General features: G+C 71.6%; 14 protein-coding genes. 10 read left to right on the forward strand and 4 right to left on the reverse strand.

Features of this window, described 5'->3' with window-relative positions; genetic code table 11:
* Positions 1-42: 42 nt before the first annotated feature.
* Entirely contained in the window at positions 43-2,235 is a 2,193-nt protein-coding gene (locus ADY59_RS01635; protein WP_049556752.1) for an alpha-1,4-glucan--maltose-1-phosphate maltosyltransferase, read from the reverse strand.
* Positions 2,236-2,475: 240 nt separating this feature from the next.
* On the opposite strand from ADY59_RS01635, the gene glgP reads away from it, so the two are divergent.
* Both glgP and ADY59_RS01645 read left to right on the forward strand, forming a co-directional pair.
* Positions 2,476-5,058 (forward strand): alpha-glucan family phosphorylase, encoded by a 2,583-nt coding sequence (glgP, locus tag ADY59_RS01640; protein ID WP_049556754.1) that lies wholly within the window; start codon positions 2,476-2,478, stop codon positions 5,056-5,058.
* A gap of 47 nt (positions 5,059-5,105) precedes the next feature.
* Complete coding sequence (locus ADY59_RS01645; RefSeq protein ID WP_049556756.1) at positions 5,106-6,002, forward strand: MurR/RpiR family transcriptional regulator; 897 nt, start codon at positions 5,106-5,108, stop codon at positions 6,000-6,002.
* Here the strand turns inward: ADY59_RS01645 and ADY59_RS01650 are convergent.
* The gene (locus tag ADY59_RS01650) at positions 5,965-7,881 is read right to left on the reverse strand and encodes an N-acetylmuramoyl-L-alanine amidase (protein WP_049556757.1); all 1,917 of its coding nucleotides are present in this window, start codon (positions 7,879-7,881) and stop codon (positions 5,965-5,967) included. The two genes, ADY59_RS01645 and ADY59_RS01650, sit on opposite strands and share 38 nt — an antisense overlap.
* A 113-nt stretch (positions 7,882-7,994) precedes the next feature.
* Here ADY59_RS01650 and ADY59_RS01655 point away from each other — a divergent pair, with 113 nt between their 5' ends.
* Entirely contained in the window at positions 7,995-8,768 is a 774-nt protein-coding gene (locus ADY59_RS01655; RefSeq protein ID WP_049556759.1) for an enoyl-CoA hydratase/isomerase family protein, read from the forward strand.
* Between the two features lies 1 nt (position 8,769).
* On the opposite strand, the gene ADY59_RS01660 is transcribed toward ADY59_RS01655, so the two are convergent.
* Positions 8,770-9,816 (reverse strand): endo-1,4-beta-xylanase, encoded by a 1,047-nt coding sequence (locus ADY59_RS01660; protein WP_049556761.1) that lies wholly within the window; start codon positions 9,814-9,816, stop codon positions 8,770-8,772.
* Positions 9,813-11,165, reverse strand: coding sequence for a glycoside hydrolase family 30 protein (locus ADY59_RS01665; protein ID WP_049556763.1), 1,353 nt, complete (start codon positions 11,163-11,165; stop codon positions 9,813-9,815). The genes ADY59_RS01660 and ADY59_RS01665 overlap by 4 nt, the downstream gene beginning before the upstream one ends.
* A 189-nt stretch (positions 11,166-11,354) precedes the next feature.
* Here ADY59_RS01665 and ADY59_RS01670 point away from each other — a divergent pair, with 189 nt between their 5' ends.
* The 7 genes from ADY59_RS01670 to ADY59_RS01700 all read left to right on the forward strand — a co-directional run bounded on the left by ADY59_RS01670 (position 11,355) and on the right by ADY59_RS01700 (position 20,121).
* The gene (locus ADY59_RS01670) at positions 11,355-11,747 is read left to right on the forward strand and encodes a hypothetical protein (RefSeq protein WP_063780526.1); all 393 of its coding nucleotides are present in this window, start codon (positions 11,355-11,357) and stop codon (positions 11,745-11,747) included.
* Positions 11,738-12,943 carry a DUF6395 domain-containing protein gene (locus tag ADY59_RS01675; protein WP_049556764.1) on the forward strand — a complete coding sequence of 402 codons (1,206 nt, stop codon included), beginning with the start codon at positions 11,738-11,740 and terminating at the stop codon, positions 12,941-12,943. The genes ADY59_RS01670 and ADY59_RS01675 overlap by 10 nt, the downstream gene beginning before the upstream one ends.
* Positions 12,944-13,025: 82 nt before the next feature.
* Positions 13,026-13,868, forward strand: coding sequence for a M55 family metallopeptidase (locus ADY59_RS01680; RefSeq protein WP_049556766.1), 843 nt, complete (start codon positions 13,026-13,028; stop codon positions 13,866-13,868).
* Positions 13,869-13,924: 56 nt separating this feature from the next.
* Positions 13,925-15,475 carry a flavin monoamine oxidase family protein gene (locus ADY59_RS01685; protein WP_049556768.1) on the forward strand — a complete coding sequence of 517 codons (1,551 nt, stop codon included), beginning with the start codon at positions 13,925-13,927 and terminating at the stop codon, positions 15,473-15,475.
* A 61-nt stretch (positions 15,476-15,536) separates the two neighbouring features.
* Entirely contained in the window at positions 15,537-16,049 is a 513-nt protein-coding gene (locus tag ADY59_RS01690) for a YbaK/EbsC family protein (RefSeq protein ID WP_049556769.1), read from the forward strand.
* Between the two features lie 132 nt (positions 16,050-16,181).
* Positions 16,182-18,311, forward strand: coding sequence for a serine/threonine-protein kinase (locus tag ADY59_RS47380; protein WP_053174368.1), 2,130 nt, complete (start codon positions 16,182-16,184; stop codon positions 18,309-18,311).
* Between the two features lie 16 nt (positions 18,312-18,327).
* Entirely contained in the window at positions 18,328-20,121 is a 1,794-nt protein-coding gene (locus ADY59_RS01700) for a serine/threonine-protein kinase (RefSeq protein WP_049556771.1), read from the forward strand.

The following is a 20,121-nucleotide window of genomic DNA, read 5'->3' on the forward strand; positions in this document are numbered from 1 at the left end:
GGCGCTTTCACACACGTTGAAGACTCCCCGCTGAATTCAGTTCTACCGTGGCGAGGCCCGTACGGTCAGAATGTGGGCAGGCTGGATGTGAGGGTCGAGGCGCACGTAGTTGCGCTGCCGCCATCGGTACGACTCGCCCGACAGATCGTCGTCGACGACGAACTCGGCGTTCCAGTCGAGACCGATCGCGGGCAGGTCGAGTTCGACCGTGGCCTCATGGGTGTGGTGCGGGTCCAGGTTGATCACCGCCAGAACGACGTCGCCCAGCCCGTGCCTTCGTGTGGCCGTGTCATAGGCGCCCGGGAGTCGTTTGGAAAAGCAGATGATGTCCGGTTGGTCGACCATGTGGAACCGTAGATTACGCAATTCCTGGAGCGCCGGATGGGCTCTTCGGAACAAATTCAGCTGAGTGATGAACGGCGCGAGGCTGCGGCCCTCGCGTTCCGCGGTGACCCAGTCGCGCGGTTTGTATTGATATTTCTCACTATCCAGATATTCCTCGCTACCCGGTCGTACTGGGACATTTTCCGTGAGTTCGTACCCGGAGTAAACCCCCCACGTCGGCGAGGCCAGCGCCGCCAGCACCGCCCGGATCTTGAAGGCGGGCAGCCCGCCGTGCTGCAGATACTCGTGCAGGATGTCCGGCGTGTTGACGAACAGGTTGGGCCGCAGGAAGCGCGAGGTCTCGTGCGCCAGCTCCGACAGGTACGCCTCGACGTCCGGCTTGGAGTTCTTCCAGGTGTAGTACGTGTAGGACTGGTGGAAGCCCGCCTTGGCCAGCGTCTGCAGCATCGCCGGCCGGGTGAACGCCTCGGCCAGGAAGAGCACGTCGGGGTCGGTGGCGTGCACGTCGGCCATCAGCCGCTCCCAGAAAGCCACCGGCTTGGTGTGCGGGTTGTCGACCCGGAAGATCCGCACCCCGTGGTCCATCCAGTGCCGGAGCACCCGTTTGACCTCGATGTAGACGCCTTCGGGGTCCTTGTCGAAGTTCAGCGGGTAGATGTCCTGGTACTTCTTCGGAGGGTTCTCCGCGTAGGCGATCGTGCCGTCCGCCCGGATCGTGAACCACTCCGGATGCTCCTTGACCCACGGGTGGTCCGGGGAGCACTGCAGGGCGAAGTCGAGCGCGATCTCCATGCCCAGTTCGCGGGCTCTGGCCACGAAAGCGTCGAAATCGCCGATGGTGCCCAGGTCGGGGTGGATCGCGTCGTGTCCGCCGTCCTCGGAGCCGATCGCCCACGGCGAGCCGGGCTCGTCGGGCTCCGGGCTGAGCGTGTTGTTGCGGCCCTTGCGGAACGTGTGGCCGATCGGGTGGATCGGCGGCAGGTAGACGACGTCGAAGCCCATCTTGGCGATGGCGGGCAGGCGCTTGGCGGCTGTCTGGAAATTTCCGGACTTGGTGATGCCGGAGTCGCTCACCACGGCGCCCTCGGAACGCGGGAAGAACTCGTACCAGGACCCGTACAGGGCCCGGCGCCGGTCCACCCTGATCCGCTGCTGCTTGGCCCTGGTCACCAGCTCGCGAAGCGGGTGCGCGGTCAGCAGCGCCGCCGTCTCCGGCAACTGCGCGATCGACAGCCGCGCCCGCGGGTCCAGCTCCTCGTCACGCAGCGTCGAGGCGATCGCCAGCAGCGCCGCCCGGTGCCCGCAGGCCCCGTCGCCGTTGCCGCCGTTACCGCCGTTGGCTCCACTGCCGCCGTTGGCTCCGTTGCGGCCGTTGGTCCCGTTGCGGCCGTTCGCTCCGGCGGGCTTGCCGTTCGCGGCGCTCCCGGCGGCGTGGGCGGCCGCGCGGCCCTGGATCGCCGGGTGGCCCGTGCCGTTGGGGCCGGGGCAGTCGGCCTGGCGCACGGCCTTGGCGGCCCGCTCGAAGAGCCGGGCGCCCTCCTCGCACATCAGGTCGGCGTCCATGCCGCGCGGGATCTTGATCTCCGCGTCGTGCAGCCACGTGGCGATGGGATCGCTCCACGCCTCCACGCGGAACAGCCACTCACCTTCGGCGGGCAGGCAGACGTCCACCGTCCACCGGTCGGTGCCCGGCGCGAGCTCGCGCATCCGTCTCAGCCGCTCGCGGCGGCCGTCGGGCGAGGTGAGCACCACCCCGGCGGCCACGGCGTCATGGCCTTCCCTGAACACGGTCGCCGAGACCTCGAAGGTCTCTCCGGCGACCGCCTTGGCGGGCCACTGCCCGCAGTCGACGACGGGGGAGATGTCCGTGATGGGAATTCGTCCGATCATCGCATTCAAAGGTTGCGACGGCACACTCGGTACCGCCGGAGGCTTTCCGTGGCAGGAACGATCCTTGCATGTAAATTGCGGGCAGCAGTGGATAGAACCCCCGAGTGTCACCGGGAGAACTGACATTGGAAGAAGTTGCCCCAATCGTCCCTCTTCATGCTTCCTCCTGGAAGGGGTTTGAAGGTCCTCCCCTCCGGTGAAGGACTCAGACGTCCCTCCTAGCCCATAGGGTTCGAAATTGTGAGAGCTATCCGCCGGTTCACCGTCCGGACCGTCCTGCCCGCGGAGCTGGCCGCACTCGGCGAGCTCGTGCACAACCTGCGCTGGTCGTGGCACCCCGAGACGATGGACCTCTTCGCCGAGGTCGACGCGGACCTCTGGGAGCAGGTCGGCCACGACCCGGTCGCCCTGCTCGGCGCCGTCGGCCACGGACGGCTGGCCGAGCTGGCCGCCGACCGCCGCTTCCAGCGCCGGCTCGCCGACGCCGCCGACGACCTGCGCGAATACATGACCGCGCCGCGCTGGTACCAGACGCTGCCGGACGCCGCGCGCGCCATCGCCTACTTCTCGCCCGAATACGGCATCGCCGCCGCCCTGCCGCAATACTCCGGCGGCCTCGGCATCCTGGCCGGCGACCACCTCAAGGCGGCCAGCGACCTGGGCGTGCCGATCCTGGCCGTCGGGTTGCTCTACCGCCACGGTTACTTCACCCAGTCGCTCTCGCCCGAGGGCTGGCAGCTGGAGCACTACCCGTCGCTCGACGCGGGCGGGCTGCCGCTGAGCCAGCTCAAGGAGGCGGACGGCACGCCGGTCAAGGTCCGCGTCGGGCTGCCCGCCGGCCGGGTGCTGCACGCGCAGGTCTGGGTGGCGCAGGTGGGCCGGGTGCCGCTGCTGCTGCTCGACTCCGACGTGGCCGACAACGACAGCGCGGCCCGCGACACCACCGACCGCCTCTACGGCGGCGGCACCGACCACCGCCTCATGCAGGAGCTGCTGCTGGGCGTGGGCGGCGTGCGGGCCATCCGCGCCTACTGCCGGCTCACCGGCCACGCCGACCCGGAGGTGTTCCACACCAACGAGGGCCACGCCGGTTTCCTCGGCCTGGAGCGCATCCGCGAGCTGACCGAGGCGCGGCTCACGTTCGACGAGGCGCTGGAGGCGGTGCGGGCCGGCACGGTGTTCACCACGCACACGCCCGTCCCGGCCGGCATCGACCGGTTCCCCGTCGACATGATCGCCCGCAACTTCGGCGGCGACAACGCCTGGCCGACCGTGCCGGTCGAGCGCATCCTGGCGCTCGGCGCCGAGGCCGACCCGAGCCGGTTCAACATGGCCGTCATGGGCATGCGGCTGGCCCAGCGCGTCAACGGCGTCTCCGAGCTGCACGGCGAGGTCAGCCGGGAGATGTTCAAGAACCTCTGGCCGGGCTTCGACCTGGACGAGGTGCCGATCGGCTCGATCACCAACGGGGTGCACGCGCCCACCTGGGTGGGCCGCGAGTTCATGGAGCTGGCCGGGCGCGAGCTGCCGTCGCTGCTGGAGCGGGCGCGCGGCTGGGAGGGCGTGCAGAAGATCTCCGACGCGGAGATCTGGCACATCCGCGGCACCCTCCGCCGCCGCCTGGTCGAGGGCGCGCGGGCCCGCCTGCGCGCCTCGTGGCGCGACCGCGGCGCCTCGCCGGCCGAGCTCGGCTGGATCGACGACGTGCTCGACCCCGACGTGCTGACGATCGGGTTCGCCCGCCGGGTGCCGTCCTACAAGCGGCTCACGCTCATGCTGCGCGACCCCGAGCGGCTCACCGAGCTGCTGCTCGACCCGGACAAGCCGGTGCAGATCGTGATCGCCGGCAAGGCGCACCCGGCCGACGAGGGCGGCAAGAAGCTGATCCAGCAGATCGTCAAGTTCGCCGACCGGCCCGAGGTGCGCCACCGCATCGTGTTCCTGCCCGACTACGACATGGCGCTGGGCCAGCTCCTGACCCAGGGCTGCGACGTGTGGCTGAACAACCCGCTGCGCCCGCTGGAGGCGTCCGGCACGTCCGGCATGAAGTCGGCGCTCAACGGCGGGCTCAACCTGTCGATCCGCGACGGCTGGTGGGACGAGTGGTACGACGGCACCAACGGCTGGGCGATTCCCACGGCCGACGGCGTCAGCGACCCCGACCGGCGCGACGAGCTGGAGGCGGCGGCGCTCTACGACCTGATCGAGCACGAGGTGTCCGACCGGTTCTACGACCGGGCGGGCGACGGGCTGCCGCGCCGGTGGATGGAGATGGTCAAGCACACGCTGACCTCGCTCGGTCCCAAGGTGCTGGCCGGGCGGATGCTGCGCGACTACGTGGTGGGCCTCTACACGCCGGCCGCGCGGGCCGCCCGTGAGCTGTCCGCCGGCCAGTACGCGCCGGCCAAGGCGTTCGCGGCCTGGCGGCTCAAGGTCACCAAGGGCTGGCCGGGGGTGCGGGTGGAACACGTGGAGGCGTCCGGCGTGGGCGACACGCCGGAGGTCGGCGCGTCGCTGGAGCTGCGCGCCACGGTGGCGCTGGGCGACCTGGAGCCCGGCGACGTGCGCGTGGAGGCCGCCTACGGCAGGGTCGGCCCGCACGACGAGCTGCTGCACCCCGCCTACCTGGCGCTCTCCGCCGACGGCGTCGACGACGACGGCCGGGCGCACTACGCCGGCGTGGTCCCGCTCGACCGCACCGGCGCGTTCGGCTACACCGTGCGCGTGGTCCCGCACCATCCGCTGGTGGCCGCCAGCGCGGAGCTGGGTCTGGTCGCGGTTCCGGAGGAGCCCGCCGGGATGACGAACGGGACGTTGCGGTAGGGCGGCTCCCGGTGGAAATGTGCTGAACCAGCGGCATAATCTGCACTGTGGACGACAGCGGGAACGGCCTGCGGGCAGACACACTGGTGGCGACGGTCCGCGGCGTGCTGCCGTCCCTGACCCCGGCCGCGCGCACCGTCGCCCGGCTGATCCTGGAAGACCCGGCGACGGTCGCGCGCAGCACGATCACCGAGCTGTCGGCCGCCTCCGGCACCAGCGAGGCCACGATCGTGCGCACCGCCCGGCTGCTCGGCTTCGCCGGCTACCCGCAGCTCCGTCTCGCGCTGGCCGCGGCCGCCGCCCAGCCCGACCGGCTGGTGCCCGGTGACCTGGCGCCCGACGACCCGCTGTCGGAGGTCATCCAGAAGGTGGCGCGGGCCGAGTCCGAGGCGATCAACGACACGGTCGCGCAGCTCACCTCCGAGCGGCTCGGTTTGGTGGTCGACGCCATCGCCGGCGCCCGCCGGGTCGACGCCTACGGGGTGGGCGCCTCCGGCCTGGTCGCCGGGGACGTGGCGCAGAAGCTGCTGCGCATCGGCCTGTCGAGCCATGCCTTCCAGGACGCCCACCTGGCGCTGACCAGCGCGGTGCTGCTGAAGGAAGGCGACGTGGCGATCGGCATCAGCACCTCGGGCGAGACGCCCGACGTGATCGAGCCGCTGACGAGGGCGGGGGAGGCGGGCGCGACCACGGTCGCGATCACCAACAACCCCCGCTCGTCCATCGCGGAGCTGGCCGAGCACGTGCTGATCTCGGCGGGGCGCGAGACGGAGTTCCGGCCCGGCGCGCTGGCCAGCCGGATCAGTCAGCTCCTCGTCGTCGACTGCGTGTTCGTCGGCGTCGCCCAGCGCACGTTCGACTCCTCACAGGAGGCTCTCACGAGCACCAGGCGCGCCGTCGCGGAGTTCACCAGGCGAGCGTCACCCGCACGTCGTCAGCCTTGACGAACATCACCCGGTGCCCGAACTGGATCTGCAGATACTTCGTCTTGCCCCGGACCACCGTGTGGCCTGACGCGTCGAAGGTGACGGCCCGGTAGTACTCGGTGGCCGCCGTGCCCGACAGCGTGTACTTCTCGCCGGCCGAGAACGTGTACTGCAGCGGCGTGACCGCCTGGTACGGGATGCCCTCGGGGTAGGCCTCCTGCTCCGGGTACGCCCTGCCGTACACCGGGACCGTGGCCAGGCCAGGCTTGGGCGTCACGACGAGGCCCATGGACGGGATGGCGGTCGGCGCGGCGGCCGGGTTGTGGAACCACGCCTTCTGGCCGAGGTACCAGATGGCCGTCCAGTCGCCCTGCCGCTCGGCCACGGCGAAGCGCTGGCCGGTGCTGGCCCGCGCGCTGTGGTCGTAGACGCTGTAGAGCGACTCGCCGGTCGGGTGCTTGCCGATGTCCTTGATCAGGGGCGCGTCCTCGCGCGGCTCGGTGCGCAGCCAGACGGTGCCGGCGGGCAGCGGCGGGCAGGCCGCCTCCGGGTTCTTGCGGTCGCAGCCGTAGAAGTACGGCTTGTTCGTGGCGAAGTCGGGCCTGATCATGACGCTGCCCGCCTTGGGGCCGCCGAACGGGTGCAGCGGCTTGCCGAGCAGCTTGAAGTAGTGCGCCCAGTCCCAGAACGGCCCCGGGTCCTCGTGCATGCCGCGGACCGTGGTCGGCAGCGTGCCGGGCACGTTGTCGTGGCCGATGATGTGCGCGCGGTCGAGCGGCACGCCGTGCCTGAAGGCCAGGTAGCGCACGAGCTTGGCGGACGTGCGGTACATCGCCTCGGTGTACCAGGTGCTGCCCTCGGCGAGGAATCCCTCGTGCTCCAGGCCGATCGACTTGGCGTTGATGTACCAGTTGCCGGCCTGCCAGCCGACGTCCTTGGTCTTGAGGTGCTGGGCGATGTGCCCGTCGGTGGAGCGCAGCGAGTAGTGCCAGCTCGCCCGGTTGGCCGGGTTCTCCACGAGGCCGATGGACGGGCGGAAGTAGCCCTCCATGTCGTGGATGACGATGTAGTCGACCTTCTGGTTGTGCGGCCGGTTCGACAGGTCGTGGTTGCCGTAGTTGTTGTTGGGCAGTTCGGCGTAGCCGGCCGGGATCCACTCGCAGGAGATCGTCGGCGGGCACTCCACGCCGTCGCGGCGCGGCGGGCGCAGGCCGAGCTTCTCCAGCCACTTCTCGACCTTGCCCAGGCCGGGGACCGGGTCGAGCGTGACCCGGTGGCCGTCGTCGGTGACCCGCTGCTCGCCCTGCTCGATGGTGGCGAACACCTCGTCGGCGAAGAACTTGGCCGCCTCGGACTCCTCGGCGCCCGAATACCGGGCGACCGCGCCGTACCAGTCGCCGGGTTCGTCGCTGAGTGGCGCGCCGAGCGCCTTCTGGTAGTCGGCCAGCAGCGCCGCGCCGCCCCGGATGTTGGCGGCGGGGTCGGTGCGCAGCCGCTCGTGGCTCTCGCCGGTGAGCTGCGCGGCCTTCTCCATGGTGCGCAGCGACGCGGGGATCTCCACCGGCGCCGCCTGCTGCTCGGGGACGGCCGACGGCCTGCTCTCGTCGCCGCGGGGGTCCTCGGTGCCCTCGTCGTGGTGGTTCGACCCGGTGTACGCCGCCGCGTCGGTGAGGTGCATGGGACCGAATCCGGCGTCGTTGCTGGGCTGGCCGGCGTGCGCGTCCCAGCGTGACTCCAGGTAGGAGACGCCCAGCAGGACGCTCTGCGGGACCTTGAACTCCTCGGCGGCGGCCGCGAATGCGGCCTGCCGGTCGTCGGGCTCGGCGGCGGCCCGCGCGCCGGTGGTGTTGACTAAGGGCAGAATGGCGACCGCGGCGATCGCCAGCGCTCTGCGCATGTACCGCTCCTTGACTGGGGGGTGCTGTGACGCAGTCAGCGTCTCAACATTTTCCTTCTCCGGCGAGAGTTTTGCGAAGGAATTTTTCAGACGTTAACTAGTAGGGTCGGCGCATGGCTGAGTTCGTGAGTGTCGAGGTGGCCGACCAGATCGCCACGATCACGCTTGACCGTCCCAAGATGAACGCGCTCAACGGCCAGGTCCAGCGCGAGATCGCCGAGGCCGCCCGGATCGCCGACGCCGACCCGGAGGCGCACGCCGTCATCCTCTACGGGGGCGAGCGGGTGTTCGCGGCGGGGGCCGACATCAAGGAGATGGCCGGCATGTCCTACGCCGACATGGCCGCCCACTCCCGCACGCTGCAGGACTGCTTCACCGCCGTGGCCCGCATCGGCAAGCCCGTCATCGCCGCCATCACCGGCTACGCGCTCGGCGGCGGCTGCGAGCTGGCGCTGTGCGCCGACTTCCGGGTCGCGGGCGAGTCGGCCAAGCTCGGCCAGCCGGAGATCCAGCTCGGCATCATCCCCGGCGCGGGCGGCACCCAGCGGCTGCCACGCCTGGTCGGCCCGGCCCGCGCCAAGGACCTCATCTTCAGCGGCCGGCACGTCCCGGCCGCCGAAGCGCTGGCCCTCGGCCTGGTCGACCGGGTCGTGCCCGACGCCGAGGTCTACCGGGCCGCCCGCGAGTGGGCCGCGACCTTCACCGGCGGCCCCACGGTCGCGCTGCGGGCCGCCAAGCAGGCCGTGGACCAGGGGCTGGAGGTCGACCTCGACACGGGCCTGGAGATCGAGCGGCTGCAGTTCTCCGGGCTGTTCGCGACCGACGACGCCAAGATCGGCATGACGGCCTTCGCCGAGAAGTCCACCCCCAAGTTCACCGGCCGCTGACCTACCGGCGCTCCGGCCTTACGGCCAGGAGGGCGTCGTAGGCGGGCTTCGCGGCGAGGTTCTCGTCCAGCAGGCACGCGGCGCCCTCGCCGTCGAACCAGCCGGGGACCCATGAGTGCCGGTCGGTGAAGCCCCACACGGTCACCTCCTCGCACGCCCGCACGCTCAGGCAGTCGGTGAGCGCGCGGGTGTAGTACTCGGCCTGGGTGGCGAGCTTCTCCGGCGTCACCGGCAGCTCCATCCGCACGTCCAGCTCGGTGATCGCGATCTCCAGGCCGAGTTCGGCGAAGCGGCCCATCACGTTGGCCCAGTCGCCCGGGTAGCCGTACTGGATGCCCAGGTGGCCCTGGAAGCCCATGCCGTGGATCGGCACCCGCTGCGCCCGCAGCTCCTTGACCAGCGCCAGCGTGGCCTCGATCTTGGGGACGCTCCACTCCACGTTGTAGTCGTTGAGGTAGAGCTTGGCGTGCGGGTCGGCGCGGTGCGCCCAGCGGAAGGCGTCGGCGATGTAGCCGGGGCCCAGGTGCTTGAGCCAGATGGTCTGCCGCATCGTGCCGTCGTCCTCGAACGCCTCGTTGACCACGTCCCAGGCGCGGATCTGGCCCCGGTAGCGGCGGGCCTGCGTGGTGACGTGCTCGCGGAGGATCTCGCGCAGTTCGGCCGCGTCGATCGAGCCGTCCTCGACGCCCGTGGTCAGCCAGGCGGGCAGTTGGTTGTGCCACACGAGCGTGTGACCGCGCACCTTCTGGCCCTGGCGGCGGGCGTTGCGCACCACCGCGTCGGCGTCGTCCCAGGTGTGGACACCGCGTTCCGGCTCGACCGACTCCCACTTCATCGCGTTCTCGGCGGTGACGTGGTTGAACTCGCGGTTGAGCCTGGCCCGGTAGTCCGGCTCGGCGCGCAGCGCCGCCACGTCCACGGCGGTGCCGATCCTGATGCCGTGCTTGCGCGCCAGGTCACGCAGGTCGCGGGGGTGGTGCCCGCCCTGGGCGTACGCCGTGCCCGGCAGGGCCAGGAGCAGGACCAGGGCGAGGGCGAGTGCTCTCATCGATGATCTCCGATCACGATCGTGGTGAGGGCGCGCGGCTGGAGCGTCACGGCCCGGCCGGCGACGGGTGCGGGCGCGAGCGAGTGCGCGCCGTCGGTGAGATAGGCGGTGAGACGGGAGGTGGCCCGGCCGGGCACGCCCCGCCAGGTGACGGCCTCGGCGCCGGTGTTGAGCACTTCGATCACCTTTGAGCCGTCGGGGTTGCGGAACGCCGAAACTTTCAGCGCCGGGTCCGCCGCCTCCGCCCCGATCCGGATCGCGCCCGGGCGGATGAACCTGCTGTAGGCGGCCAGCGCCCACAGCCGCTTGGACACCCGGTAGGTCCCCGCCGTCTCGTCGATCTGCATCAGCGCCCTGGTCGCGCCGCGCGAGGCGCCGAACCAGTAGACGTAGCCGCTCACCCCGCCGAGCGTGAGCGCGTCGTGGACGGCCCGCGCGACCGTGAGGCCGTCGTAGCCGCTGCCGTCGTCCCAGTTCTCGTTCCAGGTGTCGCCGCCGGGGTTCCACTCCGACATCCAGGTCTTCCGCTTCGTCGGCAGCGGGCCGTCGACCGGGCTGGCGTAGGTGTGGCCGGTGTGCGTCCTGACCCAGCGGCGCGCCTCGGGGTCGGCCTCGATCGCCGCCGTGTACGCCTTCGACTCGGTCCAGCCGAAGGAGTCGCAGCAGGCGATCTTGACACCCCGGGCGATCGGGCCCAGCACCTTGACGAACTCCGCCGCCTGCTGGGGGGTGAACCGCATCGAGGCGTACGGAGCCGTGTAGTCGGGTTCGTTCGTGAAGCCGAGATCGGTGATCCTGATGCCCTCCCGGGCGTAGAACTTCGTGTAGCGCACCAGGTAGCGGGCGTACGCCTCGCGCCACTCCGGCTTCAGCGTGCCGCCGTTCTTGTCGTCGCCGTTGTCCTTCATGTAGCCGGGGGCGCTCCAGGCGTCGGCGAAGAAGCGCCGCACGCCGTACCTCTGGGCCTCCTTGGCCACCCAGACCTGGCTGTTGTCCTCGCCGTCCCACGTGTATCGCGGCGGGGCGTCCGGCCCGCCCGGGTCCTCCGGCTGGATGGAGACCATGTGGTCGTACGGGCTGCCGGCCGGCGAGGAGCCGATGCCGAGGCGCAGGATGCTCAGGCCCGCCCCCGTGCCACGGTCGAACCACAGGTCGAGGATCTCCCGCTGCCGCTCCTCGGACAGTGCGCGCAGCAGCTCGTTGCGCCGGAACGCCTGCGACAGCCCGAACCCGTCGATCTCCTGGTGGCGGACGTGTTCCCGGACGGTGATGCCAGGGGGACCGGCGGGCCGGGCCGGGTTGACGGCGGCGAAGCCGAGCAGGCCGACCGCGACAACGGCTCGTAACATGGCGCCTCCGAAAGTTTCGGATTCATGGCGATATATTTCGCCGATGGCCGGAAACGTAAGCGCCCGTAGTCCCCGCGTCAACACCTCGCCGGTGGATTCCCCGGCCGCCCGTCCCGTGATCGCGCCCGTATGCCGGTCTTGTCAGGGTGGGCGGGTTTGGGGGGCCTTTTGCCACTATGGTGGCGTGTCATGATGCGCGTCCTGGTCCCCTCCCGGCTGCGTGCGCGCGCGCGTGCCTGGTTCGACGCCCGCTATCTCCCGATCGCCGACCACCGCCGGGACCTCAAGGACGCCCTCCGGCAGGTCCAGGACCTGCGCGACGAACTGACCACCCTGAAAGGCGAGCTGAACGCCCTGCGCGGCCAGGTCAGGCGCCTCACGGACGCCCCGCCTCCCGCGCCGGACGCCGACACCCGGCGCCTGGCCCAGGAGACCGCGCAGGCGCTCGACGGGCTCCTGCAGAACGAGGTTCTCCTCTGGCAGGCCGTCGACGAGCTCCGCTCCGGCAGGCCCGCGGCGGGCCGCCCGGCGGACGCCGGCGCGGCCCGGGAGCGTGCGACGGAGGTACGGCCGTGCGTGTGAGCTGGTCGGACGGGCGGCTCACGTTCCGCCTGGACCCCGAGGACGAGATCACCGGCAGGGCCGCCGACGAGCACCCGGTCAAGCTGGCCACCAACACGTGCACGATCGCCGGCGTGCCCGGCGACGCCCACCCCGACCTGTTCGCGGTCGCCACCTGGAGCATCGTCGCCCCGTGGACGCGCCGCCGGATCACCTTCGACCGGGCCGTCTCCGCCGAGCTGGCCGAGGCGCTGCACGACGGCTGGGGGATCGACGCCGGTCCCGTCGCCGCCGAGCCGCGCCGTACGGGACGGACCCTCGCGATCTCCTACAGCGGCGGCGCCGACTCCGTGGCCGCGGCCGCGATCTACCCGGACGCGCCGTTCGTGCACTTCCGCCGGGTCTCGCACCCCCGGGTGCCGAACCGCTGGCCGCACTACCGCTCCGACGTGCTCGCCAAGCTGGCCGCGCGGACCGGCCGCGAGCTCACCACCGTCGCCTCCGACCTGGAGTTCACCCTCGCCGAGCCGAGGCCCGGTTATCCCGAGCACCACGCGGTCGCGGCCGGCGCCCTGCTGCTGGCAGACCGGCTCGACCTCGGTGGGCTGGCCTTCGGGTATGAACTCGGTTCACGCTGGCTCGGCGGCGACCGCTACCTGTTGCGCTACACGCCCGACAACCCCATGTGGGCCCCGCACGGCGCGTGGGGCCGGTTGTTCGCCGCCGCCGGTGTGCACATCGTCCTCCCGGTCGGCGGTGTGAGCGAGGCCGTCACCATGCGCCTGGCCCTGAACTCCGAACTCAAGGAACACGTGCGCTGGTGCCTCATCGGCACCGACGGGCCCTGCCGCAACTGCGCCAAGTGCCTGTACAAGGAGATCATCCAGGCCGCCGTCGAGCGCCGCCCCCTCGACACCCCGGTCCCCGCGACCAGCGCCAAGGCCAGGAAGTGGCTCCGGCCGCCGCCCTACGGCGGCCAGGAGATGATCGAGTACGGCCTGGCCCGCATCCCCGGCATCGAGCACACCATGTTCGCCGGGGCCCTGGAGCACTTCGAGGCCACCGAGGAGTCGACGGGCTGGCTCGACCACTGCTACCCGCCGGCCCTGGACGAGATCCCGGAGCCGTGGCGCGCCCGGACGGCCGACTTCATGACGGCCCACGTCGGCCTCATGACCGAGGCCGAATCGCGGCGGGTGGAATCATGGGGCGCCTGACCCGGGCCGCCCCCGGCCTCCAGCAGGAGCGGACGCGGCACCGGCCGGGATTCGGTGTGGAACTGAGAGAGGAACGCAGCGCGTGAAGGTATACCTGTCCGTCGACATGGAGGGCGTGACCGGGCTGACCGACCCGGAGGAGATGCACGCCGGCGAGCGCGGCTACGAGCGCGGCTGCGAGCTGATGACCGCCGACGCCAACGCGGCGATCGACGGGGCGTTCGCCGCCGGGGCGGGGAGCGTGCTGGTCAACGACGCGCACGGGTCCACCAAGAACCTGCGGATCGACCTGCTCGACCCGAGGGCCAGCCTGATCCGGGGCCCGGGGAAGGCGCAGCGCATGGCCCAGGGCCTGGACGGCTCGTTCGGCGCCGCCTGCTTCGTGGGCTACCACGCGCGGGCCGGGGTGGCGGACGGCGTGCTCAACCACACGTGGATGGGCAAGGAGATCCAGAACGTGTACCTCAACGGCGAGGTGTGCGGCGAGACCCGGGTGGTGGCGGCGTGCGCCGGCTATCACGGCGTCCCGGTCGTGCTGGTGACCGGTGACGAGGCCGTGGGCGAGGAGGCGCGCGAACTGCTCGGCGACGTGGAGACGGTGGCGGTCAAGAAGGGGATCGGGAAGTTCTCGGCCGAGTTGCTGCCGCCGAGCGTTGCCCAGCAGCGCATCCGTGAGGCGACGGTCAGGGCGCTCAACCGGTTGACCGACTTCACGCCCTACAGCATGGCGGCGCCGTACACGCTGGGGGTGGAGTGGAACTCCACCGCCATCGCGGCGGCCGTGGCGCTGGTTCCCGGGGTGAAGACCGTGGGGCCGAGGCACACGGAGTTCACCACGGACGACTTCACCCAGATCATGGCCCTGTTCGGCATTTTGGCCACCATCGGCGGCCAGGTCGCCTGCGGCAGCGGCCCGTACGGCTGATCGCGGGGACGACGGGACGAAGGCGGGAAGTGGCGGCGTGGTGAGGGCGAGGTGAGATGGACGGCGCGAGGCTGACCAGGCGCGGGCTGCTGGTCGGGATCGGGGCGGCCGGCGGCGCCGGGGCCATGTACGCGGCGATGGGGGCGCTGGGCCTGGCGCCCGGGGAGCAGGACAAGGCGTTCACGCCGCCCCGCAAGGGGGACTTCTCGCTCCAGGGCCGGGCCGCGGCCAAGGTGGTGATCCTGGGCGCGGGCGTCGCCGGGCTGGTGGCCGCGTACGAGCTGGGGAAGGCCGGCTACGACTGCACGCTGCTGGAGGCCAGGGCCGAGGCGGGCGGCCGGAACCTGACGCTCAGGGGCGGCGACCGGCTGACCGAGCTGAACGGGCCCGCCCAGGCGGTGACGTTCGGCCAGGGGAGTTACTTCAACGCCGGGCCCGCCCGGATCGCGCCGTGGATGGTCACCCTGGACTACTGCCGCGAGCTGGGCATCCCGATCGAGACGTTCGTCAACCGCAGCGCGCAGGCGTACGTGCACACCAACGGGCGGACGATGCGGTCCGGCACCGCCCGAGCCGACATGTACGGATATATCGCCGAACTGCTCGCCAAAGCCACGAATGCCGGGGCGCTCAACCGGAAGGTGACCAAGGGCGACCAGGAGGTGCTGCTCGACTTCCTGCGGCGGTTCGGCGATCTGGGACCGCGGCTGGAGTACGAAGGCTCCGGCAGGCGCGGTTTCGTGAAATATCCGACGCTCGACGCCGGCACCCCCCTCACCCCGCCCGGCACCCTGCACCAGGTCCTCGCCGCCGGCACCGGCCGGGCCATCACCAACGACTTCGGCTACGACCAGGCCACCCCCATGTTCCAGCCGGTCGGCGGCATGGACGCCATCGTGAACCGGCTCGTCGAGGCCGTCGGCGCGGACCGCATCACCACCGGCGCCCGCGTCACCGGCATCACCGACCAGGCCGACGGCGTCGAGGTCAGCTGGGACGGCGGCCGGATCAAGGCCGACTACTGCGTCGCCACCCTCCCGCCGCACCTGCTGGCCAAGATCCCGCACAACCTCGGCGAGCCCGTCACCGCCGCGCTCAGGCGGCCCGTCCCGGTGGCCGCCGGCAAGATCGGCCTGGAGTACGGCAGCCGCTGGTGGGAGACGGACGACCGGATCTACGGCGGTGTCACCGAGACCGACCTGGACATCACCCACATCTGGTACCCGTCGCACGACTACCACGCCGAGCGCGGCATCGTGGTCGGCTACTACAACACCGACCAGCACGCCGAGCTCTACGGCGCGCTCACGCCGGAGGACCGCAGGCGCCGCGCGCTCACCCAGGGCAAGAAGATCCACGGCGAGAAGTACCGCACCGGCGTGCTCTCCAGCGTCTCCATCGCCTGGGAACGCCAGGAGCACATCCAGGGCGGCTGGGTGCGCTGGCCCGACTTTGATTCGTCCTTCACTCTTCTGCAACGCCCCGCCGGAAGGGTGTACTTCGCGGGCGACTGGCTCACCCGGCTGATCGCCTGGCAGGCGGGGGCCATGGAGTCGGCCCGCGGCGCCGTCACGCAACTGCACCAACGGGTGTTGCGGTCACCGTGACGTCGCGTGCTACTCCCCGGACCGGCGTAAGGTCCTGGGAGAGCGAGGCGAGGAGTTGGGGATGACGTTGCACTGGGTGCCTGCCGCCGACCGGCCCGACCTGCTGGCCGAGCCGGTCGCGCGGGCCGCGGCGGAGGTCGGCGGGGTGCTGGTGGCCGAGATCGACCCGGAGCTGGCCGACACCGCGGCGTTCTGCGAACGCTACGGCGTCACGCTGGACGAGTCGGCCAACTGCGTGGTGGTCGCCGCCAAACGCGGCGGTGAGGTCCGCTACGCGGCGTGCATGGTGCTCGCGACGATGCGGGTGGACGTGAACGGCGTGGTGCGCAAGCACCTCGACGCGCGAAAGGCGAGCTTCGCCCCGATGGCCGAGGCGGTGGAGCTCACCGGGATGGAGTACGGCGGCATCACCCCGCTCGGACTGCCCGACGGCTGGCCGATCCTGGTGGACGTCAACGTGGCCGAGCACCCCCGGGTGGTCATCGGCGCGGGCGTCAGGGGGGCCAAGCTCGCCGTCTCCGGAACCGCCCTGACCGGGCTCAAGCACGCCGAAGTGCTCCCGCTGGCCGGCTGACAGGGCACCGTAGCCAATTCGAGACCGTTGATTGGGAAACCGATGGGGCCTTTCTGGACGTTGTACGAGTGGGAATGTGGCCTCATGGTTCATCTCGTGGGCGGGGATTAAGCCGGTATGGTGCTTCATGCCATGAACGATGACCGACTCGGCCCTTACCGGCTGCTCAGGCGGCTCGGCGAGGGCGGAATGGGCGTGGTCCACCTCGCCACCGACCCTCAGGGGCGACAGGTGGCGGTCAAAGTCCTGCGCTCGGAGGTCGCCGGTGACGAGGTCGCCAGGCGACGGCTCGCGCGCGAGGTCGAGACGATGCGCCGGGTGCGCAGCTCCTACATCGCCGAGGTGCTCGACGCCGACGTGACCGGCCACCGGCCGTACATCGTCACGCGCTACGTGCCCGGCCGTCCGCTCGACGAGATCGTCAAGAACGACGGGCCGCTCGACCTGCCCGCGCTGCTCAAGATCGGCTACGGGGTGGCCGCCGCGCTGGCCGCCGTGCACTCGGTGGGCGTCATCCACCGCGACCTCAAGCCGGGCAACGTGCTGATCCTCGACGGTGAGCCGGTGCTGATCGACTTCGGCATCGCGCAGGCGGTCGACGCGACCCGGCTGACCCAGACGGGCATGTTCATCGGCACGCCCGGCTACCTGGCGCCGGAGATCATCGAGGGCCAGGAGGCCGGGCCCGAGGTCGACATCCACGCCTGGGCCGGCACCCTGCTCTACGCCGGCACCGGCCAGCCGCCCTTCGGCAAGGGCACGCTGGAGATGGTCTTCTACAACATCACCGCGGGCAAGGCCGACGTCAGCGCCGCCCCGAAGGCGATCCAGCCGCTGCTCAAGGCCGCCTTCCAGCGCAATCCCGCCAAGCGGCCCAAGGCCGCCGAGCTGGCCGAGCAGACCGCGCGCATGATGCCCAAACCGGCCGGCGGCGCGCCCGACCAGATCTCCACCGTGCCGCGCCCCGACGGGCCGCCGCAGACCGGCGAGCACCTGCCGCCGCGCGACCCGTCCCTCACCCCGCCGTTCGCCGACCGCCCCCTTCACGGCACCGGCCACCAGGACAAGCCGGCGGCACCGCCGTACGGGACGGGGCCGCAGGGGGTGCCCGCCGGGCCGCCGTACGGGACGGGGCCGCAGGGGGTGCCGACCGGGCCGCCGTACGGGACGGGGCCGCAGGACGCGCGCCCGTACGGGAACGACGTGGCCGCCCACGGGCAGGAGCGGCGTCCCCAGGACCGGCAGGACGTGCCGGTGGCGGGCGACAGGCAGCCGTGGGAGGCTGCCACGCCGCCCATGACGCCGCGCCACCTCGTCGACGGCCGCCCGCCGCCCGTCCCGCCGCAGGGCACCGACCAGCAGTACGTGTCGCTGCTGCCCGGGCAGGGCGACCCGTGGCCGACCCGCCGGGTGAGCCCGGAGGAGCTGCGGCAGATGCAGCGCGAGGCGGGCCGGCAGAGCCTGCCGTGGAGCCAGGCCCCGGCGGCCCAGCCGTCCGAGGGCGAGGTGCCGACCCGGCGGGTGCGTCCCGAGGCGCCCGACTACGGCCGCGGCGCCCCGGTGCCGCCGCCGCCCTACATCCCGGCGCAGGGCCAGTTCCCGCCCGAGCCGCAGACCAGGCGCGAGCCGTTCATCCCGGGCGCGATCCCGGGGCAGCCGCTCAAGCAGTCGGCCGCCTACGCCGTGGCGGGCGCGATGCTGCTGGTCATCATGATCGTGCTGGCCGCGCTGGCGCCGGTGCTGGTGGCCGTGGTGGCGGTGCCGATCGTGGTGCTGCTGCGCGCCGCCGACCTGGCCCAGCCGTCGCTGACCGTGCGCCGCCCGAGCAGCGCGGCGGCGCTCGACGTGATCCGGGTGTTCGCCTTCCCGCAGGCGCTGGCCAAGTCGGTGGGCATCACGCTCGCGCTGGTTCTTTACGCTCTCATTCTCGGGTTGCCCGTTACGCTCCTGCTCACCGTGGTAGTCAAGATGGATCCGAACAACGCGCTGGCCTGGGGGGCGGCAGTGGCGCTGTGGACCGTCTGCGCCGGCCCCGGGGTGGAGGGCCCCGGCAGGCAGATGCGCAGGACGCTCTCTTCGCTCGTACCCTCGAGGACAGCGGCGATGGTGATGGCAGGAGTTCTCGCGGCAGGGGCCGCGCTCTCCCTCATCCTCGCTTACGGCACATACGGGAACGACGCTAGGGAGGCCATATGGGGGCCGGTCGACGTCGAGTCCGCGGTGACACTGCTCGACAAGCTGAAGGGGGACGACGACGGATGACGCGGGGAAGGTGGCGATGAGCACGGGCAACACCCAGACGCCAGAGCGGCTCGGCCCCTACCGGCTGGTCAGGAGGATCGGCGAGGGCGGCATGGGGGTTGTCCACCTCGGCCTCGACACCGACGGCCGCGAGGTCGCCGTCAAGGTCCTGCATCCGCACGTGGCCGCCGACCTCAAGGCCCGCGACCGGCTGACCCGCGAGGTCGAGACGATGCGCCGGGTGCGCAGCCCGTACGTGGCCGAGGTGCTCGACGCCGAGCTCGTCGGCGGCCAGCCGTACGTGGTCACCCGGTTCGCCCCGGGCCGCACGCTGGAGGAGACCGTGCTGGCCGAGGGCGCGCTGGAGGCGCGTCAGATCATCAAGCTGGCCCAGGGCCTGTGCCAGGCGCTGGTGGCCATCCACGCCGCCGACGTGATCCACCGCGACTTCAAGCCGTCCAACGTCATGCTGGTCGGCGACGAGCCGCTGGTGATCGACTTCGGCATCGCCCACCTGGTCAACGCCACCCGGCTGACGCAGACCGGGATGTTCGTCGGCACGCCGGGCTACCTGGCGCCGGAGATCATCCGCGACTCCGAGATCACCCAGAAGGCCGACGTGCACTCGCTGGCCTCGACGGTGTTCTTCGCGGCGGTCGGCGGGCCGCCGTTCGGCACGGGCACGTTCGAGGCGGTCTGCTTCAACATCATGGAAGGCCGGGCGCAGCTCGACAAGGCGCCCGCGTGGCTGCGTGGCTGGCTGAGCCGGGCGCTCCAGGTGGAGCCGGAGGCCAGGCCCGACGCCCGCGAGCTGCTCAAGATGGCCAAGGCGCTGGACCCGTCGGTGACGACGTTCCACGAGACGCCGCCCGAGGCGCCGAGCCGCAGCAAGCGGCTGTTCAACCGCACACGCGTCATGGAGTCCTTCTCCGACCTGCTGCCGCCGGTCGACTACGACCGCCGCCCGCCCGCGCGTGAGGCGCCGCGGCCGGCGCGCGAGGAGAAGCCGCCGCCCTACGTCCCGGCACCGATGACGGCCAGGCCGCCGGCCGCGCCCCGGCCCGACCAGCGGGTCGCGGGTTATCCCGCGCCGCCGCAGACCCGGCCGTCGGCCCAGCCGCAGGCCAGGCCCTACACGCCGCCGCCGCAGCCGAGACCGGCCGAGCGCAAGCGCTATCTCGTCGGCAGCCAGTTCGTCGGGCTGCTGCTGATGGTCTCGCTGGTCGCGCTGGCCGTGATGATGCCGGTCGTCGTGAGCATGGTGGCGATCGTGCTGGCGCTGGTGTTCCGGATGGGCGAATACCTGTTCGGCGACATGGTCAAGCGCCGCCAGGTGCGCGGCAGCAGCGCGGCCGACCCGCTGCTGGTGCTGGTCGGCACGCCGTGGGCACTGGTCAAGGCCGCGCTGGTGAGCGTGGCGCAGGTGCCGTTGTCGATCCTGTTCGGCGTGTGCGTGTGGGGGGTGCTGCGCTGGGGCGGCGGGATGGGCGTCAACGAGGCCGCCGCCTACGCCGCCGGGGCGTTCACCGCCGGGCTGTTCCTGCTGCCGGGCGGCGGGGCGCCGCGCAAGGCGGTCACCCGTACGCTGACCGCGACCCTGCGCTCGCCGGGCGCCGCCCTGGTCGCGACCGTGGCCGTGGGCACGCTGGCGCTGTTCGCGGTGATGTTCGCGCTGGGCCAGGACCCCTCATGGGAGCCGTGGCGGGCGCCCGAGACGGTGATCAGGGAGCTGACCGACCGCGCCCAGGACAGTGCGATGAGCCTCATCACGGGGTTGATCAACGATCTGCTGAAGGATCTGGGGCTGGGCTTCCTGTCACCCTGGTCGTGA

Origin of the sequence: Nonomuraea sp. SBT364 (assembly GCF_001083785.1) — a bacterium.
Classification (GTDB): domain Bacteria; phylum Actinomycetota; class Actinomycetes; order Streptosporangiales; family Streptosporangiaceae; genus Nonomuraea.

Bases quoted from the DNA above. Each gene is read 5' to 3' on its own strand.
- ADY59_RS47380 (WP_053174368.1), top strand. From the start codon at position 16,182: ATGAACGATGACCGACTCGGCCCTTACCGGCTGCTCAGGCGGCTCGGC.
- ADY59_RS01650 (WP_049556757.1), bottom strand. From the start codon at position 7,881: ATGCGCAGAGCGCTGGCGATCGCCGCGGTCGCCATTCTGCCCTTAGTC.
- ADY59_RS01670 (WP_063780526.1), top strand. From the start codon at position 11,355: ATGATGCGCGTCCTGGTCCCCTCCCGGCTGCGTGCGCGCGCGCGTGCC.
- ADY59_RS01635 (WP_049556752.1), bottom strand. From the start codon at position 2,235: ATGATCGGACGAATTCCCATCACGGACATCTCCCCCGTCGTCGACTGC.
- ADY59_RS01655 (WP_049556759.1), top strand. From the start codon at position 7,995: ATGGCTGAGTTCGTGAGTGTCGAGGTGGCCGACCAGATCGCCACGATC.
- ADY59_RS01665 (WP_049556763.1), bottom strand. From the start codon at position 11,165: ATGTTACGAGCCGTTGTCGCGGTCGGCCTGCTCGGCTTCGCCGCCGTC.
- ADY59_RS01660 (WP_049556761.1), bottom strand. From the start codon at position 9,816: ATGAGAGCACTCGCCCTCGCCCTGGTCCTGCTCCTGGCCCTGCCGGGC.
- ADY59_RS01685 (WP_049556768.1), top strand. From the start codon at position 13,925: ATGGACGGCGCGAGGCTGACCAGGCGCGGGCTGCTGGTCGGGATCGGG.
- ADY59_RS01700 (WP_049556771.1), top strand. From the start codon at position 18,328: ATGAGCACGGGCAACACCCAGACGCCAGAGCGGCTCGGCCCCTACCGG.
- ADY59_RS01690 (WP_049556769.1), top strand. From the start codon at position 15,537: ATGACGTTGCACTGGGTGCCTGCCGCCGACCGGCCCGACCTGCTGGCC.